This is a genomic window from Enterobacter cloacae complex sp. 6730903 (assembly GCF_048283985.1).
Lineage (GTDB): Bacteria > Pseudomonadota > Gammaproteobacteria > Enterobacterales > Enterobacteriaceae > Enterobacter > Enterobacter hormaechei_C.
In genome coordinates this window covers 27,480-50,139 of the sequence record NZ_JBLVXX010000035.1, presented here as the reverse complement: position 1 = coordinate 50,139, position 22,660 = coordinate 27,480, and the positions used below count along the sequence as shown (strand labels likewise).

At 60.4% G+C, this 22,660-nt stretch carries 11 protein-coding genes; 6 read left to right on the top strand and 5 right to left on the bottom strand.

The genetic code is table 11. From position 1 onward, the window contains the following. Positions 1–7 precede the first annotated feature (7 nt). From ACNQ0W_RS17435 to ACNQ0W_RS17415, 5 genes are all read left to right on the top strand, one after another. The gene (locus tag ACNQ0W_RS17435) at positions 8–1,183 is read left to right on the top strand and encodes a hypothetical protein (RefSeq protein WP_062933571.1); all 1,176 of its coding nucleotides are present in this window, start codon (positions 8–10) and stop codon (positions 1,181–1,183) included. 865 nt (positions 1,184–2,048) lie between these two features. After that, positions 2,049–12,284 (top strand): BapA/Bap/LapF family large adhesin, encoded by a 10,236-nt coding sequence (locus ACNQ0W_RS17430; RefSeq protein WP_062933570.1) that lies wholly within the window; start codon positions 2,049–2,051, stop codon positions 12,282–12,284. Positions 12,285–12,366: 82 nt separating this feature from the next. Beyond that, positions 12,367–13,770, top strand: coding sequence for a TolC family outer membrane protein (locus ACNQ0W_RS17425; protein ID WP_023295304.1), 1,404 nt, complete (start codon positions 12,367–12,369; stop codon positions 13,768–13,770). Further along, positions 13,767–15,959, top strand: a complete 2,193-nt coding sequence (locus tag ACNQ0W_RS17420) for a type I secretion system permease/ATPase (protein ID WP_017692801.1) — start codon at positions 13,767–13,769, stop codon at positions 15,957–15,959. The genes ACNQ0W_RS17425 and ACNQ0W_RS17420 overlap by 4 nt, the downstream gene beginning before the upstream one ends. Continuing rightward, a complete protein-coding gene (locus ACNQ0W_RS17415) occupies positions 15,940–17,139 on the top strand; it encodes an HlyD family efflux transporter periplasmic adaptor subunit (RefSeq protein WP_017382757.1) in 1,200 nt (399 codons plus the stop codon). The genes ACNQ0W_RS17420 and ACNQ0W_RS17415 overlap by 20 nt, the downstream gene beginning before the upstream one ends. Before the next feature lie 66 nt (positions 17,140–17,205). Here the strand turns inward: ACNQ0W_RS17415 and ACNQ0W_RS17410 are convergent, their stop codons facing one another. After that, positions 17,206–18,387 carry a PLP-dependent aminotransferase family protein gene (locus tag ACNQ0W_RS17410; RefSeq protein WP_062933569.1) on the bottom strand — a complete coding sequence of 394 codons (1,182 nt, stop codon included), beginning with the start codon at positions 18,385–18,387 and terminating at the stop codon, positions 17,206–17,208. Between the two features lie 20 nt (positions 18,388–18,407). After that, positions 18,408–19,295 carry a LysR family transcriptional regulator gene (locus ACNQ0W_RS17405; protein ID WP_062933568.1) on the bottom strand — a complete coding sequence of 296 codons (888 nt, stop codon included), beginning with the start codon at positions 19,293–19,295 and terminating at the stop codon, positions 18,408–18,410. A gap of 97 nt (positions 19,296–19,392) precedes the next feature. Here ACNQ0W_RS17405 and ACNQ0W_RS17400 point away from each other — a divergent pair, with 97 nt between their 5' ends. Continuing rightward, positions 19,393–19,995 (top strand): short chain dehydrogenase, encoded by a 603-nt coding sequence (locus ACNQ0W_RS17400; RefSeq protein WP_417933219.1) that lies wholly within the window; start codon positions 19,393–19,395, stop codon positions 19,993–19,995. Positions 19,996–20,033: 38 nt separating this feature from the next. Here the strand turns inward: ACNQ0W_RS17400 and ACNQ0W_RS17395 are convergent, their stop codons facing one another. Genes ACNQ0W_RS17395 through ACNQ0W_RS17385 form a run of 3 tightly spaced genes read right to left on the bottom strand, consistent with a single transcriptional unit; the run spans position 20,034 to position 22,639 of the window. Further along, entirely contained in the window at positions 20,034–21,032 is a 999-nt protein-coding gene (locus ACNQ0W_RS17395) for a transketolase family protein (RefSeq protein ID WP_062933566.1), read from the bottom strand. Beyond that, positions 21,032–21,877, bottom strand: coding sequence for a transketolase (locus ACNQ0W_RS17390; protein ID WP_062933565.1), 846 nt, complete (start codon positions 21,875–21,877; stop codon positions 21,032–21,034). Before ACNQ0W_RS17390 ends, ACNQ0W_RS17395 begins: the two co-directional genes overlap by 1 nt. Before the next feature lie 12 nt (positions 21,878–21,889). Next, a complete protein-coding gene (locus ACNQ0W_RS17385) occupies positions 21,890–22,639 on the bottom strand; it encodes an SDR family NAD(P)-dependent oxidoreductase (RefSeq protein WP_062933564.1) in 750 nt (249 codons plus the stop codon). Positions 22,640–22,660 lie beyond the last annotated feature (21 nt).

Sequence of the window (22,660 nt, the reverse complement as noted above, 5' to 3'; positions counted from 1 at the left end):
AGAAATGATGAAAACTATCCATCTTACCCAGAGCCAGGCACGAACACGGTTAATCGCCCCCGACGATATGGTTTCCTGCAATCTTGCTTTTATTGATTGCAAGCTGCCCGGTTCGCATCTCAAACAAAACTATTCCTTCATCGGCCCGGGTGTAACCCAGTCCAGCGAGCAGATTGTTAATATCCCCGAGCCGCACGGCTTTAACATTGGCGCGGCGGCTATGCCGAAAGGGGTGACCAATAACCTGCATCTGCATTTCACCGCAGAAGTGTTCCTGATCCATGAAGGGACGTGGCGTTTTCGCTGGGGCGCCAACGGCGAGCATGAAGCTGAATTTAGCGCACCCACTATCCTCTCAATACCGACCTGGATCTTCCGCGGTTTTACCAACGTCAGTAAAGAAGATACCTGCGGCATGGTGTTTACGGTGCTCGGCGGGGACAACACGGGCGGCATCATCTGGCACCCATCAGTGCTGGCGGCCGCCAGCGAGTACGGTATGTATCTCAGCAAGGAGAATATGCTGATTGCGCAGGAGGCAGGTGAGCCAACGCCCGATCCCGCCACGCTGCTGACGCCGCTGTCAGAGCAATATATTGCCGGTCTGCGTGACTACAGCGTTGAGGAGATGCGCCAGCGTGCGGTAACCGGCGATGATCACTGCTGGTCAGCACAGGGACTGCTGGACTCGGTGCTGCCGGGACACGGCGGCGAAATTGCGCCGGTTATCGGTTTCGGCATTTCACAGGATCGGGATTCCGCTCCCGCTATCGTGAGCCCGCACGGTTTTTCCGTCGAATGGCTGCGCCTTGCTGACGACCACATTGTCGGTCGCCATCTCTGCCCGGATATTCAGGTGATCATGGTCTTTAAAGGCCAGCTGGAGGTGACCTGGAACGAGGCGGGTAAGGAAGTCAGCATTATCGCCCCGGAACGTTCGGTGATCTCCATTCCGGCAAACAGCTGGCGCCGCTACCGCGCGGTTGATGGCAATGTGGAGTTTATTCTGACGACCCGGGGCGATCAGCGTAAGCGCCTCTACTGGGACGAGGCGATTCTGCACGAGGCGAGAGAACACAATCGCTGCCTCGATCCTGATGGCTACGTGGCGGATGCCGACATCCTGCCAGCCACGGCCCGTCGGGCCGGAGAAAAAGTAGAAAAAGTGCCAGCAGCTAACTGATTTTTACGGCAAAGTGGCGCAAAATAGGGGGGCAGGGATCGCCTGCACCATCATCATTAATGATGCGCGTAAAACGGATTGCATGATAAACATGGATGGAAAATCAAATGTACAGACCCATAGTCGTTATCCTCTTTATTCTTCTGACGCTCGCCGCACTGATTGAAATAGGGATTATCTCTTTCGGCTAAACCTCCCCCCTCAGAAAGGCCATTTTTTCGGCCTTTTTATTTATTAAATATGTGAAGTCGGCAGTTTATTTTTATGCGTAGCAGAATATAAACCCAACCTGAAAATATATTTTATTTATGCGATCCCTTGAAATATATCATACAGCAGATAATTTACCCTAACTTAAATCGCAATTAAGCAGCCATTAACACTCGCTTAAACTATTATTAAAACCTATGTTTTCAGTATTATTTCCCTCTCACTCCTGCCGCTACCTAAGCCGCATCGCCTGTACGTCAGCGCTACTGCGGCGCGGCCCGCATAGCCAACAAAATATATTCACGCTATCAATTAATTTTCTCTGCAATCACAGTGCAGGGTTTACAGACACTTAATTTGCACATTCAGTTATTTATAGCTATATCATTTTTACAGCAAAATAAATTAATACCTGCATAAATAATAAGGTTTAAAAAACACGAAAATATAAATAAATAACAGTTTCTCATGTAAATAATTAGCTTCGCCCTGATGTTGCCACGTTGATTGCTGGCGGGTCTCGGTCGCTCTAAAGAAAGCAACGGTAAATACTGTTTTATTCACAGTATCTTCGCCGGGAGCGCCCTCATCCCTTCAGAAAATATGGCCACGTCTGACACGCCGTAAACAATAACTCTGCTGGAGTAATAACTGTATGAGCCAAATATCTGTTATATCTAAATTAACTGGCGTGGAAACGACCACGGAAGGGACACAGATAACACTCGATCACTCCTCAATCGTTAAACTTAACGTGGATCGCGCCGACATCTCAGGTTACTCCCGCAGCGGAAACGATCTGGTGATTACCCTCCACTCGGGCGAAGTGATTACCCTTAAGAATTTCTACGTCACCGACGCGCAGGGCGTGAGCCAGCTGGTGCTTGAGGAGAGTGACGGTGCGCTGTGGTGGATTGAAGATCCAACCGGTGCCGCCACCTATGAATCCATCGCCTCCACGGACGCCCTACTGGCGGCGTCAGGGAGTGATACCGGCGGCGCCGCAGCGTGGCCCTGGGTGCTGGGTGGCCTGGCCGTCGCAGGTGGGATTGCCATTGCGGCGGGAACCGGCGGTGGAGGCGGCGGAGATGACGATAACAACAGCCCGAGCCCCGGCAATCCGGGAAATCCTTCCGAGCCAGATACCACGCCTCCGGATGCCCCCACCAATCTACAGGTCTCCCCTGACGGCAAAACCGTCACCGGTACCGCTGAGCCAGGCAGCACGATTACCCTGAAAGATGCCGATGGCAACACCATCGGAACGGGCAAAGCGGGCAGCGACGGGAAATTTACGATTGATCTCGGTACGCCACTCACCAACGGGGAACAGATCACCGCCACCGCCACCGATCCGTCCGACAATACCAGCCTGGGCGGCCAGGTCACGGCACCGGATCTCACCGCGCCGGATGCCCCGGCCAATCTGGAGGTCTCTCCTGACGGCAAAACCGTCACCGGTACCGCTGAGCCGGGCAGCACCGTTACCCTGAAAGATGCCGATGGCAATACCATCGGAACGGGCAAAGCGGGCAACGACGGGAAATTTACGATTGATCTCGGTACGCCGCTTACCAACGGTGAACAGATCACCGCGACCGCCACCGATCCGTCCGGCAATACCAGCCCGGGTGGTCAGGTCACGGCACCGGATATCACCCCGCCTGCCGCACCGGGCAACCTGGTGGTGGCGGAAGACGGGGCCAGCGTCAGCGGAACCGCCGAGCCAAACAGCACGATTATCATTAAAGCGCCGGACGGTACGATCATCGGCCAGGCCACCGCCGGTCCGGACGGCACCTTTACCATCCCGATTTCGCCAGCCCAGACCAACGGCGAAGCCCTTGAGGTGACGGCCACCGACGGCAGCGGCAACACCAGCCCGTCTGGCTTTGCCGACGCGCCAGACAGCACGCCGCCGCTGGCGCCGGAAAACGTGGTGATCTCTGCCGACGGCACCACCGTAACCGGTACAGCCGAGCCGGGCAGCACCGTCACCATCCGTGAAAATGGCGTGAAGGTCGGGGAAGCGGTCGCCAACGATCAGGGGAATTTCAGCGTTGATCTGATCCCGCCGAAAGCCAACGGCGAAGCCCTGACCGCCGATGCCACCGATACCGCCGGAAACACCGGTCCGACCGCGCCGTTTGACGCGCCGGACATCACCGCGGCACAAATCCCGGTCATCACGGGCGTGGTGGATGATGCCCCCGGCGTCACTGGTCCTGTCAGCCAGAACGGTCTCACCAACGACAGCACGCCAACCATCAACGGAACGGGCGAGCCTGGCACCACCATCACCCTCTACAGCGGTACTACCGAAATTGGCACAGCAGTCGTGTCGGCGAACGGTCAGTGGTCCATCACGCTGGAAACCGCGCTACCGGACGGCGGGCACGTACTGACGGCGACAGCGGTTGACGCCAACAATAACCTCAGCGGGACATCGAACACCTGGAGCATCACGGTGGATACCGCCGCCCCGGGCGCGCCAGCCATTACGCAGGTCATTGATGACGTACCGGGTCGCACGGGTGCGCTCGACACCAATGAAACCACCAACGACACGCTCCCGACGCTGAACGGTACCGGCGAGCCGGGCTCCACCGTGACGATCCGCCTGGACGGACAGGATATTGGTACTGCCGTTGTTAACAGCGGTGGCGCATGGACCTTCACGCCCACCACCCCATTAGTGAACGGGCAGCATACGTTTACCGTCGTCGCGAGCGATGCGGCCGGTAACGCCAGCGCACCATCAGCTGACTTTACCCTTACCGTCGATACCACCCCGCCACCGGCGGCCACCATTGACACCGTCTCCGATAACGTGGGGCCGGTGCAGCTTCCGCTTAACAGCGGGGACACCACCGACGACACGCTGCCGCAGTTGCAGGGAACCGCACCGGACGGCACCACCATCGCGATCTATGACGGAACCACCCTGCTCGGCCCGGCCGTGCTCGACGGCAGCGGCGGCTGGAGCTTTACGCCAACCACGCCGCTGACGGACGGCCCGCACTCGCTGACGGTCCACGCAACGGATGAGGCGGGTAACACCACCATTTCGCCACCGTTTGAACTGGCGATCGACACGACAGCGCCTGCAACGCCTGATATTCCTGAGATCACCGTCAACCCGGACGGCGGCACGCCGGGGACGGCCCTGAATCCTGGGGAGACCACCCGGGATACCACGCCAACCCTGAGCGGCTCGGGCACGCCGGGCGATACCGTCAACATTTACGATGGCGCCACCAAAATTGGTGAAGCCGAGATCGATGGCGACGGTAACTGGAGCTGGACACCCACCACTCCGCTGCCTGACGGCACCTACGATCTCTCCCTGACGGTCACTAACCAGGACAGCGCCGGGAACGAAAGCGCGCCGTCCACGCCGGTGACCATTACCATTGATACCGACGCGCCTGCCCAGCCGGGAACCCCAACGGTGACAGACAGCGTAAGCCAGATCACCGGCCCCGTGCTGGATGGCGAATCCACCAACGATCCGCGTCCGGTCCTGAGCGGCACCGGTACGCCGAATGACGTCATTACCATCTATGACCAGGTGGGTACAGGCGAGCCGCAGGCCGTGGGCAGCGTTACGGTGGACGGTAACGGTAACTGGAGCTGGCGTCCTGAGAGCAACATTGGCGAAGGGACGCATGAATACACGGCGACCGCCACCGATGAAGCCGGGAATGAATCTGTGCCATCAGCCGGTATCACGATAACGGTCGACACCCTCGCCCCGAATACTCCGGTTATCAGTGCCATTGGTGGCGTGCAGAATGGCGAGTCTACCAACGACACTACGCCAGGCATCGGCGGAACCGGCACCACCGGCGAGACGGTGATCATCTACAACAACGGCGTGGAAGTCGCGCGCGTTGAGGTCGTCAATAATGAATGGTCCTATACCCTGCCGACGCAGACCGACGGCCCGCTGAATATCACCGTCGCGGCGGTGGACGAGGCCGGGAACGTGAGCCCGGTAAGCCCGGTCTTTACGGTGGAGGTTGATACCCAGGCGCCAACCGTGCCGCAAATTGACGCCGTCTCTGACAGCCAACTGACCAACAGCGTGCTTTACACCCGCGACGGTACGCCAACCCTCACCGGGATCGGTGAGCCGGGTTCAAGCGTCACCGTCTCCGTTGATGGTGTCGCATCGCCAGTGGTCGTGGAGGTTCAGCCGAACGGGACGTGGTCCTGGACAGCCGACCCTGCGCTGACCGAGGGGCCGCATACCTTCTCCGTGGCCGCGAGTGACGCGGCGGGAAATACCTCCGCCAGCTCCGGGGAGCTCAGCGTGACGGTGGATACCCTGCCGCCTGCAACGCCAACGAATATCGCCATTGCCGCGGAGGGCACTCCGCTGACCGGGACGGCGGATGACGGAACCACGGTGACGGTTCGTGACGCCAACGGCAATGTCATCGGGACCGGGGTCGCGACGGGAGGCTCCTTCTCCATTGCCCTCTCCCCGGCCCAGTTAGATGCCACTACGCTGACGCTCACCGCCACGGACCCCGCAGGCAATGCCAGCCCGTCAACCACCTTTGACGTGCCGGACTCCCCGCTCGATCTGCCTGCGGTACCGGTGATTACGGCGATCAACGATGACCTCGATCCCGTCATTGGTGATGTGAAAGATAAAACCACCAATGACACCACGCCTACCCTTACCGGCACCGCCGATCCGGGTAGCGTGATCGCCATTTATCAGGATGGGGTGCTGGTTCCGCTGACCAACGTTGTTGCAGATACCAACGGCAACTGGAGCTACACGCCGCTCCTGCCGCTGACGGAAGGGCCACACACCTTCGCCGTCACCGCCACGAATACCACCACTGGCGAGACCAGCGGGCAGTCGCCGATCGCGACCGTCACCGTCGACCTTACCGCCCCGACAGCGCCAGCCATCGGTGCGGTGACCGATGACGTAGGTCCGGTCACCGGCCCAATCGCCGACGGGCAGAGCACCAACGACAACCGTCCTACCCTGACCGGGACAGGCACGGCCGGGGACACCATTACCGTGTACAATAACGGCGACCCGCTGGGCACCGTTGTTGTCGGTCCGACCGGCACCTGGAGCTACACGCCGCCTGCGCTGGACGACGGCAGCCACACCCTGACCGTGACCGCCACCGACCCGGCAGGCAATGAGAGCACCCCGTCGGCCGGGATCACCATTGTGGTCGACACCGTCTCCACCACGCCGGTGATTACCAGCGTGACGGATAACGCAGGCAATGCGGCAACGCCTGTCCCAAGCGGCGATCCAACCAACGACACCACGCCAACCCTGACCGGTACCGCCGAGCCGAACAGCGTCGTCGCCATTTTTGATGGCGCCACGCAGATTGGTACGGTGGCGGCAGACGGTACCGGCGCCTGGACATTTACCCCTGAAACCGCCCTCGGCGAAGGGACGCATGACTTTACCGTCAGAGCGACGGATCCGCAGGGCAACGTCAGCCAGCCGTCCGGCGTCTGGAGCATCAATATCGATCTGACGGCGCCACAGGTGCCGACGATCGATACGGTCAGCGACAACGCCCCGGGTGGCGTAACCGGCCCGCTTACCGCCGGGCAGGTCACCAATGACACCACGCCAACCCTGAGCGGCACCGGCCAGGCGGGCACCACCATTCACGTTCTGAATAACGGCGTGGAGATTGGTACCACTACGGTCGACGGCAACGGTAACTGGACCTTTACGCCGGATCCGGTTCTGACAGACGGGACGTATAACCTGCGCGTCAACGCCAGCGATGATGTCGGAAACGTATCCGCCAACTCGCCAGTGTTTGCCTTTACGGTGGATACCACTGGCCCTGCGGCCCCGGTGGTCACCACGGTGATAGACGATGTCAGCCCGGGAACGGGAATCATCGCCAGCAACGGTTCCACCAACGACACCCGTCCAACCTTCAACGGTACGGGGGAAGTGGGCGCAACGGTGCACGTTATTGTCGATGATGTGGAAATCGGCACGGCGGTGGTCAACGCCCAGGGTAACTGGACCTTCACGCCGACCACCGCGCTCGGTGAAGGGCCGCATACCATTACCTTCAACGCCACCGATGCCGCAGGCAATACCGGGGTCACCTCGCCACCGTTCAACCTGACGGTGGATACGTCGGTGCCCGACGCACCGGTCTTTACCCCTGCCACCGACAATGCCGGTCCCGTGCTGGGCCCGGTTGCCTCGGGACAAAGCACAGACGACACCACGCCAACGCTGAACGGCACCGCGGCAGCCAACGCGACCATCACCATTTATGAGAATGGTCAGCAGGTGGGCACCGCCGTGGCGGATGCCAACGGCGTATGGAGCTTCACCACCGGCACGCTGGCAAACGGCAGCCACACCTGGACCGCCACGGCAACCGATGCCGCGGGCAACGTCAGCCCTGCCTCACCAGGCTTTACGCTGGTTGTGGATACGACTGCGCCTGCCGCGCCGGTTATCACCCAGGCGATTGACGATGTTGGCACCATCACCGGGGCGATTGGTTCCGGCCAGACCACGAACGATCCTCTCCCGCGTCTGGTGGGGACCAGCGAGCCGCTGGCCACCGTGAATATCTACGAGGGCACGACGCTGGTGGGCACCGGTACTGCCGATGCTAACGGCAACTGGACCGTGGATATCACCGTGCCGCTGGGCACCGGGTCACACACCTTTACCGCAGAAGCAACGGATCAGGCGGGGAACACCGGCGCACCGTCCGCCGATTTCAGCCTGACCATTGACACCACGCCGCCAGCGCTACCGGTGCTGACCAGCATCACCGACGACGTCGGTAACGCTGCGACGCCTGTCGCCAACGGCGGGTTAACCAACGATGCACGTCCAACGCTCACCGGTACGGCAGAAGCTGGCGCGACGGTAACCATCTATGACAATGGGGTACAGATTGGCACCGCGGTCGCCACCGGCGGCGCGTGGAGCTTCACGCCGTCCACCCCGCTGGCTGACGGGCCGCATAATCTGACCTTCTCCGCCACCGACGCCGTGGGCAACGCCAGCGCGCAAACCGGGGGTTACACCATCAATGTGGATGCCACCGCCCCTGTCGCACCGGCAATCACCTCGATTGTGGATGATGTGGGAACCGTCACCGGCCCTGTCACCGGCACCAACCCAACCAACGACACCCGTCCGACCTTAAACGGTACGGCGGAAGCCAATGCCACCGTACGTATTTACGACGGCACGACGCTGGTGGGAACCGTCACTGCCGATGCCAACGGCAACTGGACGCTGCCGCAAACCAGCACCACGCTGACCGAAGGCGCGCATAACTTCACCGCCACCGCCACCGATGCCGCGGGCAATACCAGCGCACCATCGCCGATTATCACGATCAACGTTGACCTGACGCCGCCGCCAGCCCCAACCGGGCTGGCGGTGATCACCAACGGGACGCAGGTTACCGGTACGGCGGAAGCGGGAAGTACCGTCACCATCACCAGCAGCACCGGAACCGTGCTTGGTACCGCCGTCGCGGACGGCAGCGGAAACTTCAGCGCCACCCTCACCCCTCCACAGACCGGCGGGGAGTCACTGATTGTCTTTGCTACCGATAAGGCCGGTAACGCGGGTATCACCACCTCCGTGATTGCCCCGATCACCACGATCCCGAACGCGCCGGTTATCGCTAACATCGACGATAACGTCGGCACGGTGACGGGCAACCTGACCAACGGGAAAACCACCGATGACACCACGCCAACCCTGAGCGGCACGGCGCAGCCAAACGCGACTATCACCCTCTATAACAACGGGGTGCTGATGGGCACGGTCACCGCAAATGCCAGCGGCAACTGGAGCTTCACCACGCCGGTGCTGAGCGAAGGGCCGCATGCCTTCACCGCCACGGCGAGCAACGGATCGGGCACCAGCCCGATTTCCACCTCGACCACGGTGATTGTCGATCTCACTGCGCCAACGGCTCCAACCGGGACCTTCAACGCAGACGGCAGCGTACTGACCGGTAGCGCCGAAGCGGGCAGTACCGTCACCATCCGTCTGGCGGACAACTCAACGGTCACCGCCACGGCAGACAGCAACGGCTCCTGGAGCTACACCTTCCTCAATAAACAGACGGAAGGTCAGACGCTGCAAATCACCGCCACCGACGCGGCAGGCAACGTCTCGCTGCCCGGCTCAGCCCTTGCGCCGGTGGTGCCGCTCTCTGCCAGCACCAACGTTGAAGAGCTGGCGCTGACAACCACCGCAACGGTGACCAACTCGCAGTACAGCGACTATGGTTTCCTGCTGGTGGGCGCCGTAGGTAACGTGCTGACGCTGCTCGGCAACGACACCGCGCAGGTAGGTTTCACCGTCGGCAGCGGCGGCAGTGCGGATATTGCCGTGAACGCCAACGCCACGGGTGCCGTACTCTCCCTGCTCAATACCCTTGAGCTGGTGGTACAGCGCTTTGACGCCGCCAACAACACCTGGACCACCGTGGTCGACACCGGACAGCCGCAGTTCGCTGACCTGCTGACCCTCGGCGCGACGGGGGTGTCGCTGAACCTGACCGGCCTGGCGGATGGTCAGTATCGCGTCCTGAGCTACAACACTAACCTGCTGGCAACCGGCTCTTACACCAGCCTCGATGTGGCGGTGAAAGAGACCAGCGCAGGCACCGTGTCCGGCGAGACCAGCGTTGTCGGGAACGTCATCACTGACGTGGACCCAACCGCAGGCAGCGACAACGCCCCGGCGGGCACCACCGTCACCGCGGTCACCAACGCCCAGGGCACCACCACCAGCGTTACGGCTGACGGCACGGTGATTCAGGGGCAGTACGGCACGCTGACCATCAACCTGGACGGCAGCTATACCTATAACCTGACCAACACCAGCGCCGCCGTCATTGGGCGCACGGAGAACTTTACCTACACCATCACCCACAACGGCACCAGCGCCTCGGCAAATCTGGTACTGTCGCTGGGCGAAGGCACCAGCAGCAGCGGTATCGTGGCCGTGGACGATACCGCCTCGCTGACCTTCGATACCACCGTGGAGGCGATCAACAACGGCACCTCGTCGCAGGGCGGCTTTACCCTGGTGGGGATCAACCTTGGCAATACGCTGGGGCTGAACCTGCTGGACGATCTGGCCAACCCGATCATCTATAACGTGGAAGAAGGCACCACCCGCACCATGACCGTTCAGGCGTCCGTGGGCGGCGTGGCGCTGGCCTCGGTGTTCGACCTCTACATCTATAAGTTCAACAATGCGACGCAGACCTTCGAGCAGATGCGCGTTGAACCCGGCTGGCTGCGCGCGCCGCTGCTGGGCGGCACCTCTTCGCAGCTGACGCTGAATCTGCCCGCCGGTGAGTACCTGTTCCTGCTCAATACGGCGGCGGGGATCACCGCCCTGACGGCCTACACGCTGAACGTCTTGCAGGATCATGTCTACAGCGTGGCAAGCGTGAGCGAGAGCACCACCGGAGATGTGCTGGCGGATGATATTGCGCCAGCGGGTACCGTGGTCTCCGACGTTAACGGCGTGGCGGTGAACAGCAGCGGCCTGACGGAGATCACCGGCGAGTACGGTACGCTGCGGATCAACGCGGCCGGGGAGTACACCTACACCCTGGACAGCGGGGTCGGCGCGGACCATATCAGCACGCCGGATACCTTCGTCTACACCATCACCGCGCCTGACGGCTCGAAAGACACGGCATCGCTGAACATCACCCCAACCGCGCGCCCAATGGATGCGGTAAACGATGTCAGCACCGCGATGGACGTCACGTCGGTTCACCATACGTCAACCTATACGGATACCTCCGTCGGCACCGCCAGCTGGACTACCGCCCTGTTGGGATCAACGCAGGGCAGCGGAAGCGGAACCTTCGTGGTGGATGCAAACACCGCGCTGCATAACGCCTCGCTGCACTTTAACGTGGCCTCGCTGCTGTCGCTGGGCGGGCTGACGGTGAACTGGTCAATCACTGACGGGACGAATGTGATTCGCAGCGGCTCCTTCAGCGGAGGCTCACTGCTGGGCGGCAGCATCGACGTTCCGCTGACCGGGCTGGATCTCAACGCCGGGACCTATACGCTGAACTTTACCGGCAGCGTACCGGGGCTGAGCGTGGGGAACATCACCATTACCCCAAGCGTAAACGGCACGACCTACTCCCTGTCGCAGTACGACGCGACGGGCACCCACACCGTTGACGGCAATATCTTCGACGGCACCGGCTCCGCAGGGGCAATGGACCAGCTGCACTCGGTTGATACCCGCGTGAGCATCACCGGCTTCGACGGCGTGACCACCACGCTCGATCCGTACACCGGCAGCACGATGTCTAACATCACGGGCCACTACGGGACGCTGGCGATTGCCGCTGACGGCAGTTACACCTATACCCTCAACCCGGGGATCTCGCTCTCTACCATTACCAGCAAGGAGGTCTTTAACTACACCCTGACCGATGCCAACGGTGTGAAAGATACCGCGTCGCTGACCATTGACATGGCGCCGAAATTTGTCAGTTCGGAGCATAACGATGTGATTAGCGGCACGGCCTACGGCGACACGCTGATTTATCAGGTGTTGAACAATACGGCGGGTAACGCCACCGCAGGTAACAGCACGGGCGACCACTGGACGAACTTCTCCCTCACGCAGGGAGACAAGATCGACATTGGCGATCTGCTGGTGGGCTGGAACGGTAGCGCGTCGACGCTGGGGAACTATGTCTCTGTTTCACAAAGCGGTAACAATACTGTGATCTCCATCGACCGTGACGGCACGGGAGCCGCCTACACTAAATCTACGCTCGTTACGCTGGACAATGTTCAGACCACCTACGACGAGCTTGTAAACCAGCAACACATCATTACCTGATAGCACCTGCAAGAAATGACCCGGGCGCGCACAGCGCCCGGGCATAAACAAAAAAGCAGTACTTTTTTATTAGGGACAAGACATGGGAAAGAAGATGCCTTACTGGTGGCTCTCGTGCTGCCTGATATCTGTGCCCGCTATCGCGGCAAACCCTGCGGCGATGATTAATACCGGACAATTAAGCGAAACGCAGGAACTCCCCTCTTTAAATGGCCGCGTGGCGCCCGTAGCCAGCAAAGCCGCCCCCGGCACGCTACAGCTGAATGAAGCGGTTAACCGCGCCGTGACCTGGCATCCGGCCATCAGTGAAGCCGTCGGCAAACTCTATCAGCAGAGCGAAAATGTGGACGTCGCCAAATCAAAATATTATCCGCAAATTAACGCTGGCATGGATAACGGCTATAGCCACGACGGCGACGATAATGGCTTTACCCCCTCGCTGGTGCTTTCTCTTTCGCAAATGCTGTACGACTTCGGCAAAGTCGCAAGCCAGGTGCGCGCCGAAAACGCGGGCGTCGCCCAGCAGCAGGCCAACGTGCTGGTGAGCATCGACACCATCGCCCACGATACCGCCATCGCCATGGTGCAGGTGCAGACCTGGCAGCAGATGGTCGAGACCGCCAAAGAACAGCTGGATGCCCTGTCCTCCATCGGCACCCTGACGAAACAACGTAATGATGAAGGCGCAACGTCACTCTCTGACGTGGTGCAGACCGACGCCCGCATCGAAGGGGCGCGTGCGCAGCTGATGCAGTATCAGGCCAGCCTCGACAGCTCGCGCGCCACGCTGATGAGCCTGCTGGGCTGGGACAGCCTGAACGCGGTCAGCAATGACTTTCCGCAGAGTCTGGCCCGCAGCTGCGACATCGCCGAGCCGGACGATCGTCTGGTGCCCTCGGTATTAGCGGCCTGGGCGCAGGCCAACGTCGCGCAGGCTAATCTCGACTATGCCAACGCGCAGATGACCCCTACCGTTTCGCTGGAGCCGGAAGTTCGTCACTACCTGAACGACCGCTACGCGGGCAACGAAACGCGGGACCGCACCCAATACTCCGCGTGGGTAAAAGTGCAGATGCCGCTCTATCAGGGCGGCGGCCTCACCGCACGGCGTAACGCCGCCGGACACGCGGTGGAATCCGCCCAGTCCACCATTCAGCGCACCCGTCTTGAGGTGCGGCAAAAGCTGCTTGAGGCGCGCAGCCAGGTAATGAGCCTGATGAGCACGCTTCAGATCCAGGGCCGTCAGGAAGCGCTCAGCGCCCGCACCCGCGAGCTGTATCAGCAGCAGTATCTCGATCTCGGTTCCCGCCCGCTGCTCGACGTGCTCAACGCCGAGCAGGAGGTGTATCAGGCGCGCTTTACCCAACAGCAAACCGCCGGACAGCTACATCAGCTTCAGTTGAACTGTCTGTACAACACCGGGCGCCTGCGTCACGCGTTCGATCTTGAAAACCGCACCATCCAGACCGTGGAGATCCAGCCATGAAGCAACGCGATATTCCGCAGGGTGAAAATATGACGGATGAGGCGCTGGAGCAGTGGGCGCAGGCGTTTGGCTATGTGGCGACGCGCTATCGCGTTGCCTGCTCGCCAGGCTCGCTGATCGCCGGCGCGCCGTGGCTGAAAGGCAAACCGATGGTGCCCGCGCTGACGCAGCTCGCCCGTGAAGCCGGGCTGACATTCCAGCTGCTGACGGCCGATCAGCACGCTATCAACAGCTGGCGTCTGCCGGTAGTAGTGGAGCTGAACGACGGTAAAATCGGCGTGATCGACAATTTCGACGGCGAGGATACGCTTGAAGTCAGCTTTTTCGACGACAGCACGCACACCAACCGCCTGTCGATGAGCGCGATGCTGCCTGCCATCCGCCACGTCATCGCCCTGCGTCCGCTGGCGGCGCTGAAGGACAGCCGCGTGGATGCCTATATCTCAAAATACCGCCCGGACTGGCTCTACCGGCTGGTGATGCGCGACCTTCGCCCTTACAGCTGGGTGATGCTGGCGGCACTGTTCATTAACGTGCTCTCCCTCTCGGGCATCGTCTTTTCCATGCAGGTGTATGACCGGGTGATCCCCGCCCAGTCCTATCCGACGCTCTATGTGCTGACCATCGGGGTGCTGATCGCCACGCTGTTTGGTTTTGTGCTGCGCGTGGCGCGCGGACACATTATGGATCTGCTGGGTAAACGCTCGGATCTGCGCGTCTCGGATCGGGTGTTCGGCCACGCGCTGCGGCTGCGCCACAGCGCCATTCCGCGATCCACCGGCAGCTTTATCTCCCAGCTGCGCGAGCTGGAGCAGATCCGCGAGATGGTCACCTCCTCCACCATCTCCACCATCGTCGATCTGCCGTTTTTTATCCTGTTTGTGATTGTGCTGGCGATCATCGCCCCGCAGCTGGCGTGGATCGCCCCGGTGGCGGCGGTGATCATGGTCCTGCCTGGCCTGCTGCTGCAAAAGAAGCTGGCGGAGCTGGCGAAGCAGTCGGCGCATGAATCGACCCTGCGCAACGCGGTGCTGGTGGAGAGCGTGCAGGGGCTGGAGGACATCAAGCTGATGCAGGCGGAGAACCGCTTTTTGCAGCAGTGGAACAGCTATATCCAGATCACCGCCGAATCCGGCCTGCGCACCCGCGAGCTGACGCAGAACCTGATCAGCTGGGGGATGACCATTCAGAGCCTGGTGTATGCCGGGGTGATCGTGGTGGGCGCGCCGATGGTGATCGACGGCACCTTAACCACCGGTTCGGTGGTGGCCGCCTCAATGCTCGCCTCACGGATGATCGCCCCGATGGCGACGCTGTGCGGCGTGCTGGCCCGCTGGCAGCAGGTAAAGGCGGCCAAAGAGGGGCTGGACAGCATTATGCAGCTGCCGACCGAGAATCAGCGCGAAGAGACGCCGATCCGTCAGGACGTGCTGCGCGGACATTACCTGTTCGAGCAGGCGCAGTTCCGCTATCACCCGGAAGATCCGCGCATGGCACTGCGCATTAACCGACTGGAGATCAAAGCGGGCGAGAAAGTGGCGATCCTCGGGCGCAACGGCGCGGGCAAATCAACCCTGTTGCAGGCGATGGCGGGCGGGATGGATCTGGCGGGCGGTGAACTGCGGCTCGACAACCTCAGCCTGCCGCATCTGGACGTGGCTGACGTGCGGCGAAACGTCGGCTTTATGACCCAGAACGCCCGGCTGTTTTACGGCACCCTGCGCGAGAACATCACGCTCGGCATGCCGCGCGCCACCGATAAAGAGATCTTCGAGGTGCTGGAGATGTGCGGCGCGGCCAGCTTTGTGCAGAAGCTGCCGAAGGGGCTGGATTACCCGATTATGGAGAACGGCGTCGGGCTGTCCGGCGGGCAGCGGCAGTCCATCCTGCTGGCGCGGATGCTGCTGCGCGACCCGAATATCGTGCTGATGGACGAACCGACTGCCTCCCTTGATGAACACACCGAGCGGGAATTTATTCAACGTCTCGGCGCGTGGCTTGGCAACCGCACGCTGATTGTCGCGACCCACCGCGTGCCGGTGCTGGAGCTGGTGGAGCGCGTGGTGGTACTCAAAGATGGCATGCTGGTGATGGATGCGCCAAAAGCCCAGGCGCTGAACAACAGCCGTATGCAGCAACAGCAGCAGGCAACCGGACGGGAGTGGAAAAATGAAAATCAGTCAGCGTGACGTTGCCGCAGTAGAAGATCTGGATAACGCGCTCGACTCCGAAAGCGGTTATACCGGTGCCCGGCGCATTGTTTTCTTCTCCCTGCTGATGTTTGTGGTGCTCGGCGTCTGGGCGTGGTTCGGGGTGCTGGACGAAGTCTCAACCGGCACCGGGAAAGTGATCCCCAGCTCACGCGAGCAGGTATTGCAGTCGCTGGATGGGGGCATCCTTACCGAGCTGAACGTGCACGAAGGGGATCAGGTGCAGGCCGGGCAGGTGCTGGCGCGGCTGGATCCTACCCGCTCGGAATCCAACGTCGGCGAAAGCGCGGCGCGTTACCGGGCATCGCTGGCCTCCAGCGCGCGTCTGTATGCCGAGGTGAACGATCTGCCGCTCAAATTCCCGCCGTCACTGGCGAAATGGACCGACCTGACCGCCGCTGAAACGCGGCTCTACAACTCGCGCCGCGCCCAGCTTGAGGATACCCAGCGGGAGTTGCGCGCCGCGTTAGATCTCGCGAACAAAGAGCTGGCGATCACCCAGCGGCTGGTGAAAACCGGGGCCGCCAGCCACGTGGAAGTGCTGCGCCTGCAACGGCAGAAAAGCGACCTGGAGCTGAAGCTCACCGACGTGCGTTCCCAGTATTACGTGCAGGCCCGTGAAGCGCTGTCGAAGGCCAACGCCGAGGTGGATATGGTGTCAGCGATCCTGAAAGGCCGCGAGGATTCCGTTACCCGTCTGACGGTGAAGTCTCCGGTGCGCGGGATCGTGAAAAACATCAAAGTGACGACGATTGGCGGTGTGATCCCGCCCAACGGTGAGCTGATGGAAATTGTGCCGGTGGACGATCACCTGCTGATTGAAACCCGCCTCTCGCCGCGGGATATCGCCTTTATTCACCCTAATCAGGAGGCGCTGGTGAAAATCACCGCCTACGATTACGCGATTTACGGTGGGCTGCACGGGGTGGTGGAGACCATTTCGCCGGACACCATTCAGGACGAAGCGAAGCCGGAGGTGTTCTATTACCGGGTGTTTATCCGTACCAGCCAGGATTATCTGGTGAATAAGGCGGGCAGGCACTTCTCGATCGTGCCGGGAATGATAGCGACGGTGGATATTAAGACCGGGGAGAAAACGGTGCTGGATTATATGATCAAACCGTTTAACCGGGCGAAAGAGGCGCTGAGGGAGCGGTAGTCAAACGCCGGGTGGCGGCTGCGCCTTACCCGGCCTACTTCTGAGAGCTGACGCTGCTGTATCAGGTTACAGCGATATCTTCAAACGTCTAACCGCTTCTTTAAGCTGCTCATCCGTTGGGGTAACGAATGACATGCGCAGCGTGGTGTGGTCCGGCTCGTTGCAGTAGAAGAACTCACCCGGCACAAACACGACGCCGTTGCTTAATGTTTTTTCCAGCCATTTCGTCGTATTGATGCCGTTGTTCATTTTCGCCCACAGGAACATGCCGCCCTTTGGCTTGTGGAACGACATCACATCGCCCAGCTCCGCTTCCAGTTCACTGGCAAAGGTCTGGTATTTCTGGCGATAGGCTTCGCGGATCATTTTAATCTGATTCGCCAGACGACCGGTTTTCAGATACTCGTACGTCATCAGCTGCGACAGCGTGCTGGTGTGCAGATCGGTGGTTTGCTTGAGGTTCACCACCGCGCGCTTCAGCCACTCCGGCACCAGCACCCAGCCCACGCGGGTGCCCGGCGCGAGGATTTTAGAGAAGGTGGAGGTGTACACCACGTTATCCTCATTGCCGATATCTTTGGCATGGGCAATCAGCGGGCGGAACGCTTCGTCGGTGTAGTTAATTTCGCTGTACGGGTCGTCTTCGATAATCACGAAGTCATAGCGCTTCGATAATTCCACCAGCTGTTTACGACGCGCTTCGGAGAGCGTTACGCCGCCCGGGTTACCAAAGGTTGGCACGATATAAACCGCTTTGATGGTTTTGGTGGCTACCAGCGCTTCAAGTTCATCCACTTTCATGCCGTCGCCGTCGGTGCCGACGGATTCAAATTTCGCCTGCGCCAGGCCAAAGACCTGCAACGCGGCGAGGTAGGTAGGCCGCTCCACGACGACCGTATCGCCCGGGTTAATTAACGCCCGCGCCAGCACGTCAAGCGACTGTTGCGAGCCGGAAGTAATGACCACGTCATCGGCTTTACAGGCGATGCCGCGACCTTCACAGATGCGTTGGATCTCTTCGCGCAGCCCCGGGACGCCTTCCGTCAGGCCGTACTGGAATGCTTCGCCAAAATGCTGAGACAGCACGGCATCAGCGGCGATTTTTAAACCTTCATGATCGAACAGGTCCGGATTTGGAATACCGCCACCCAGCGAAATCACGCCTGCCATTTTGCTATGTTTTAATAATTCACGGATGGCAGAGGATTGCAGGCCCTGAGCGCTGCTGGCGAGTTTGTTTGCAGACATTCTTTACTTACCTTCTTTTTTTATATTGTGCCCAATCTTAGCAGAATATGGGCAATAAATTCCGTTAGCTTAGGCAGCGGCCGCAAATCCTGACGCCAGAGTAAATGCACCGGCCTCGGCGCGGGCGTAAACGCTTCCAGAACCCGAACCAGCCTGCCGCTCGCCAGCTCTTCCGCCACCAGCACTTCCGGTTGCAGCAGTAGCCCTGCCCCGGCTCGCGCCGCCATGCGTAAGCCGTAGCCGTCATTGCATCGTAAGACGGCATCACGCTTCCAGCGCACTTCGCCTTCCACACCCGGCAGCCGCCACTCGTTACGCGCCGTCCATACCGTGTGCGACAGGCACAGGTGATCCACCAGATCGGCTGGCGTCTGCGGCGTACCGTGACGCGCCAGATAATCCGGCGCGGCGCAGATCACCATGTTGTAGGGACACAGGTATTTCGCCACCAGATCCTCATTACGGATCTCCCCGATACGAATGGCCAGATCGACCCCTTCCTCTACCAGATCCACCATTCGGTTGGTGAGATCCAGTTCGATGCGCACTTCCAGGTAGCGCTGCAAAAACGTGGCCGTCAGAGGCGCGATAACGCAGCCGCCAAACGAGGTAGGCGCCGTCACGCGCAGGGTGCCGGCGGGCGTGGCTCGCAGGCGCTCAACCGCGTTTTCAGCAATCGAGACCTGCTCCAGCACGCGCCTCGCCTCTTCGAAATAAACGCGTCCGGCATCGGTCAGGCTCTGGCGCCGGGTGTTGCGCTCCAGCAGCCGCGTGCCGAGCTGCGATTCCAGCTGCGCAATATACTTCCCGACCATTACCGCCGACATCTCCAGCCGAGCCGCCGCGCCGGTAAAGCTGCCGCTTTCCACCACCGCGATGAACGTCTCCATGCCGCGAAGCTTATCCATATTCCGAACCTCTGGTTAGTAATCTTCTAACGTCAGCCCAGTTTATCTGAATTTTTATTTATTAAAGAATGAAGGCTCACAACATAAGGAGTCTGCTATGAAAATCGTCATTATTGGTGCCAGCGGTACCGTCGGTCGTGCTGTGACAGAAGAGCTAAGCCGTCGTCACGAGGTGATCCGCGTGGGTCGCACGCAGGGCGACCATCAGGTGGATATCAACTCGCAGGCGAGCGTGCAGGCGCTGTTCGGAAAGATCGGCCCGGTGGATGCGATTGTCTCCGCCAGCGGAGGGTTGCACTTCGGCCCGCTCGCAACCATGACCGACGGCGAGTTCAACCGGGGTTTGCAGGATAAGCTGCTGGGGCAGGTTCGTCTGGCGCTGACCGGCCAGCACTACCTGAACGAAGGTGGCTCGATTACGCTGATAAGCGGCATTGTGGCGCACGAGCCGATTGCGCAGGGCGTCAACGCCACCACGGTCAATGCGGCGCTGGAAGGGTTTGTGCGCGCCGCGGCCTGTGAACTGCCGCGCGGTATTCGCATTAATCTGATCAGCCCGACGGTGCTGACCGAATCCGCCGAAGCGTACGACGGCTTCTTCCCCGGCTTTGAAAGCGTCCCCGCCGCGACCGTTGCGCAGGCCTACCGCCGCAGCGTGGAAGGGGTGCAGAGCGGGCAGGTGTATAAGGTGGGTTACTGAAGCAGGAAAGGGGCGAGTGAATACTCGCCCCGCAGGGTTCAGAGCCTGCGCCGGATTTTCTCCACCATGGCGGTGGTCGAAATCCCGTAGCGGTCGTGCAGGGTGGGCAGCGCGCCTGCGTCAAGGAATGCGTCCGGCAGTGCGACAGTATCGAAATCCACGTTCACGCGGTTGCGCATTAACAGCGACGCGACGGCTTCGCATAGCCCGCCGACGCTGCTGTGGTTTTCCGCCACAATCACCAGCCGTCCCGGCTTTGCGGCCTGCGTCAGGATCGTCTCTTCGTCCAGCGGCTTAATGGTGGGCGAGTGCAGCACCGCCACGCTGACGTTATCTTTACGCAGCTGTTTCGCCGCCTCCAGCGCACGCATGGTCATCAAACCTGAAGCAATGATCAGGACGTCGCTCCCCTCTTCCAGCAGCGCGGCTTTGCCAATCTTAAACTGGTAGTTGTACTGGTCCAGCACCACCGGCACCTTGCCCCGCAGCAGGCGCATATAGACCGGCCCATCGTGCGCAGCCATCGCCGGTACTGCCTGTTCGGTGTCTATTGCGTCACAGGGATCGATAATCGTCATGCCCGGAATACCGCGCATAATGGCAATATCTTCTGTCGCCTGGTGGCTCGGGCCGTAGCCGGTGGTCAGCCCCGGCAGCGCCGCGCAGATCTTCACGTTCAGGTGCTCCTCCGCAATCACCTGATGAATGAAGTCGTAAGCGCGGCGGGTAGCGAAGACGGCATAGGTGGTGGCGAAAGGGATAAAGCCCTCCTTCGCCATGCCGCCCGCGGCCCCCATTAAAAGCTGTTCAGCCATGCCCATCTGAAAGAAGCGTTTTGGGCAGGCCTGGGCAAAGATATGCAGATCGGTGTACTTCGACAGATCCGCCGTCATGCCAACAACCTCCGGTCGCTGTTCCGCCAGCTTCACCAGCGCGTGGCCGAACGGTGCGGCGCGCGTCTCCTGGCCTTCTTCCGCGATAGAGGCAATCATGGCCGACGTAGTTAAACGCGGTTTTTTCTCCGTGGTCTGGCTCATTACAGCACTCCTTCAGGTTTGTTGGCATCCAGTACGGCGAGTGCCTTTTGCCACTCGTCAGCATCCACGCGAATAAAATGGTTCTTGTCACGCTGCTCAAGGAAAGGCACTCCCTTGCCCATCAGCGTGTCGCACAAAATGACGCGCGGCTGGTTTTCCGGATAGCGTTTGGCGTTATCAAACGCCGCCACCAGCGCAGGAACGTCATTGCCGTTTACGCGCTGCACGTACCAGCCGAAGGAGGTCCACTTATCCTCCAGCGGTTCAAAGCCGAGGATCGCGTGCGAGTTGCCGTCCGCCTGCTGGCGGTTAATGTCCACCAGCACGATCAGGTTCGACAGGCCATGGTGTGCCGCCGACATCGCCGCTTCCCAGGTTGACCCTTCATCAAGCTCGCCGTCCGACATGGAGTTGACGACCCACGCCGTGCTCTGCTTGTGCTTCAGCCCCAGCGCCATGCCAACGCCAATGCTTAAGCCCTGCCCCAGCGAACCGCCGGAGATCTCCATGCCTGGCGTGTAGGTTGCCATGCCGGACATCGGCAGGCGGCTGTCGTCCGCGCCGTAGGTCTCCAGCTCCTCTTCAGATATGACCCCTGCTTCAATCAGGGCGGCATAACAGGCGATGGCGTAATGGCCGTGGGAGAGCAGAAAACGGTCACGCCCTTCCCACTCCGGCTCGCCCGGCTTAAGGCTCATCCCGTGGGTAAACGCGGTGGCCAGCACATCGGCATAGCCCAGCGCCTGCCCGATGTAGCCCTGCCCCTGAACTTCGCCCATTCGTAACGCATAACGGCGAATGCGCCAGGCCGCCGCGGCCACCTGTTGAACTGTGGTATCCGTCATCTTCGAGTCTCCTTAATGGATCAGCATCCCGCCGTTCACGTCGAGCGTGATACCGGTGGAGTAAGACGAAAGGTCGCTGCCGAGGAACAGTGCGGCGCGGGCAATATCCTGCGCATCGCCGAGGCGGTTAAGCGGAATGCCCGCCAGGATGGCGGTTTTCATCTCATCACTCAGCTTGCCTGCGGTGATGTCCGTCTGAATAAGACCCGGCGTGATGCAGTTAACGCGCACGTTATCCGGCCCCAGCTCGCGGGCCATCGCTTTCGCCAGGCCCAGCACACCCGCTTTCGCGGCACTGTAGTGTGGCCCGCCAAAAATACCGCCACCGCGCTGGGCTGATACCGATGAAATACAGACGATGCTGCCCGACTTCTGCGCGCGCATGGTGGGGATCACCGCCTGAGACATCAGCAGCGTGCCGCGCAGGCTGACGTCCAGCACCGCATCGTAATTTTCACGTTTGATATCCATCAGCTTGATAGGCTGTGTAATACCAGCGTTATTCACCAGAATATCGATGCGCCCGTATTTCCCCAGCACCTGCTCAATGGCGGCATTAACCTGTAATTCATTGCTGACGTTCGCCGCAAGGCCCAGATGTTCATCGCCCAGACTCGCCGCCGCTGCCCGGCTTGCTTCGACATCTAAATCGATAATCACCACTTTCGCGCCCTGTTCGGCATATAATTTCGCCGTGGCGAAACCCAAACCGCGTACGGAGGCCGCGCCGGTAATGACGGCGACTTTATCTTTCAGTAGCATATATTTACTCCATTCTTACAA

Bases quoted from the DNA above. Each gene is read 5' to 3' on its own strand.
- ACNQ0W_RS17435 (WP_062933571.1), top strand. From the start codon at position 8: ATGAAAACTATCCATCTTACCCAGAGCCAGGCACGAACACGGTTAATC.
- ACNQ0W_RS17430 (WP_062933570.1), top strand. From the start codon at position 2,049: ATGAGCCAAATATCTGTTATATCTAAATTAACTGGCGTGGAAACGACC.
- ACNQ0W_RS17425 (WP_023295304.1), top strand. From the start codon at position 12,367: ATGGGAAAGAAGATGCCTTACTGGTGGCTCTCGTGCTGCCTGATATCT.
- ACNQ0W_RS17420 (WP_017692801.1), top strand. From the start codon at position 13,767: ATGAAGCAACGCGATATTCCGCAGGGTGAAAATATGACGGATGAGGCG.
- ACNQ0W_RS17415 (WP_017382757.1), top strand. From the start codon at position 15,940: ATGAAAATCAGTCAGCGTGACGTTGCCGCAGTAGAAGATCTGGATAAC.
- ACNQ0W_RS17410 (WP_062933569.1), bottom strand. From the start codon at position 18,387: ATGTCTGCAAACAAACTCGCCAGCAGCGCTCAGGGCCTGCAATCCTCT.
- ACNQ0W_RS17405 (WP_062933568.1), bottom strand. From the start codon at position 19,295: ATGGATAAGCTTCGCGGCATGGAGACGTTCATCGCGGTGGTGGAAAGC.
- ACNQ0W_RS17400 (WP_417933219.1), top strand. From the start codon at position 19,393: ATGAAAATCGTCATTATTGGTGCCAGCGGTACCGTCGGTCGTGCTGTG.
- ACNQ0W_RS17395 (WP_062933566.1), bottom strand. From the start codon at position 21,032: ATGAGCCAGACCACGGAGAAAAAACCGCGTTTAACTACGTCGGCCATG.
- ACNQ0W_RS17390 (WP_062933565.1), bottom strand. From the start codon at position 21,877: ATGACGGATACCACAGTTCAACAGGTGGCCGCGGCGGCCTGGCGCATT.
- ACNQ0W_RS17385 (WP_062933564.1), bottom strand. From the start codon at position 22,639: ATGCTACTGAAAGATAAAGTCGCCGTCATTACCGGCGCGGCCTCCGTA.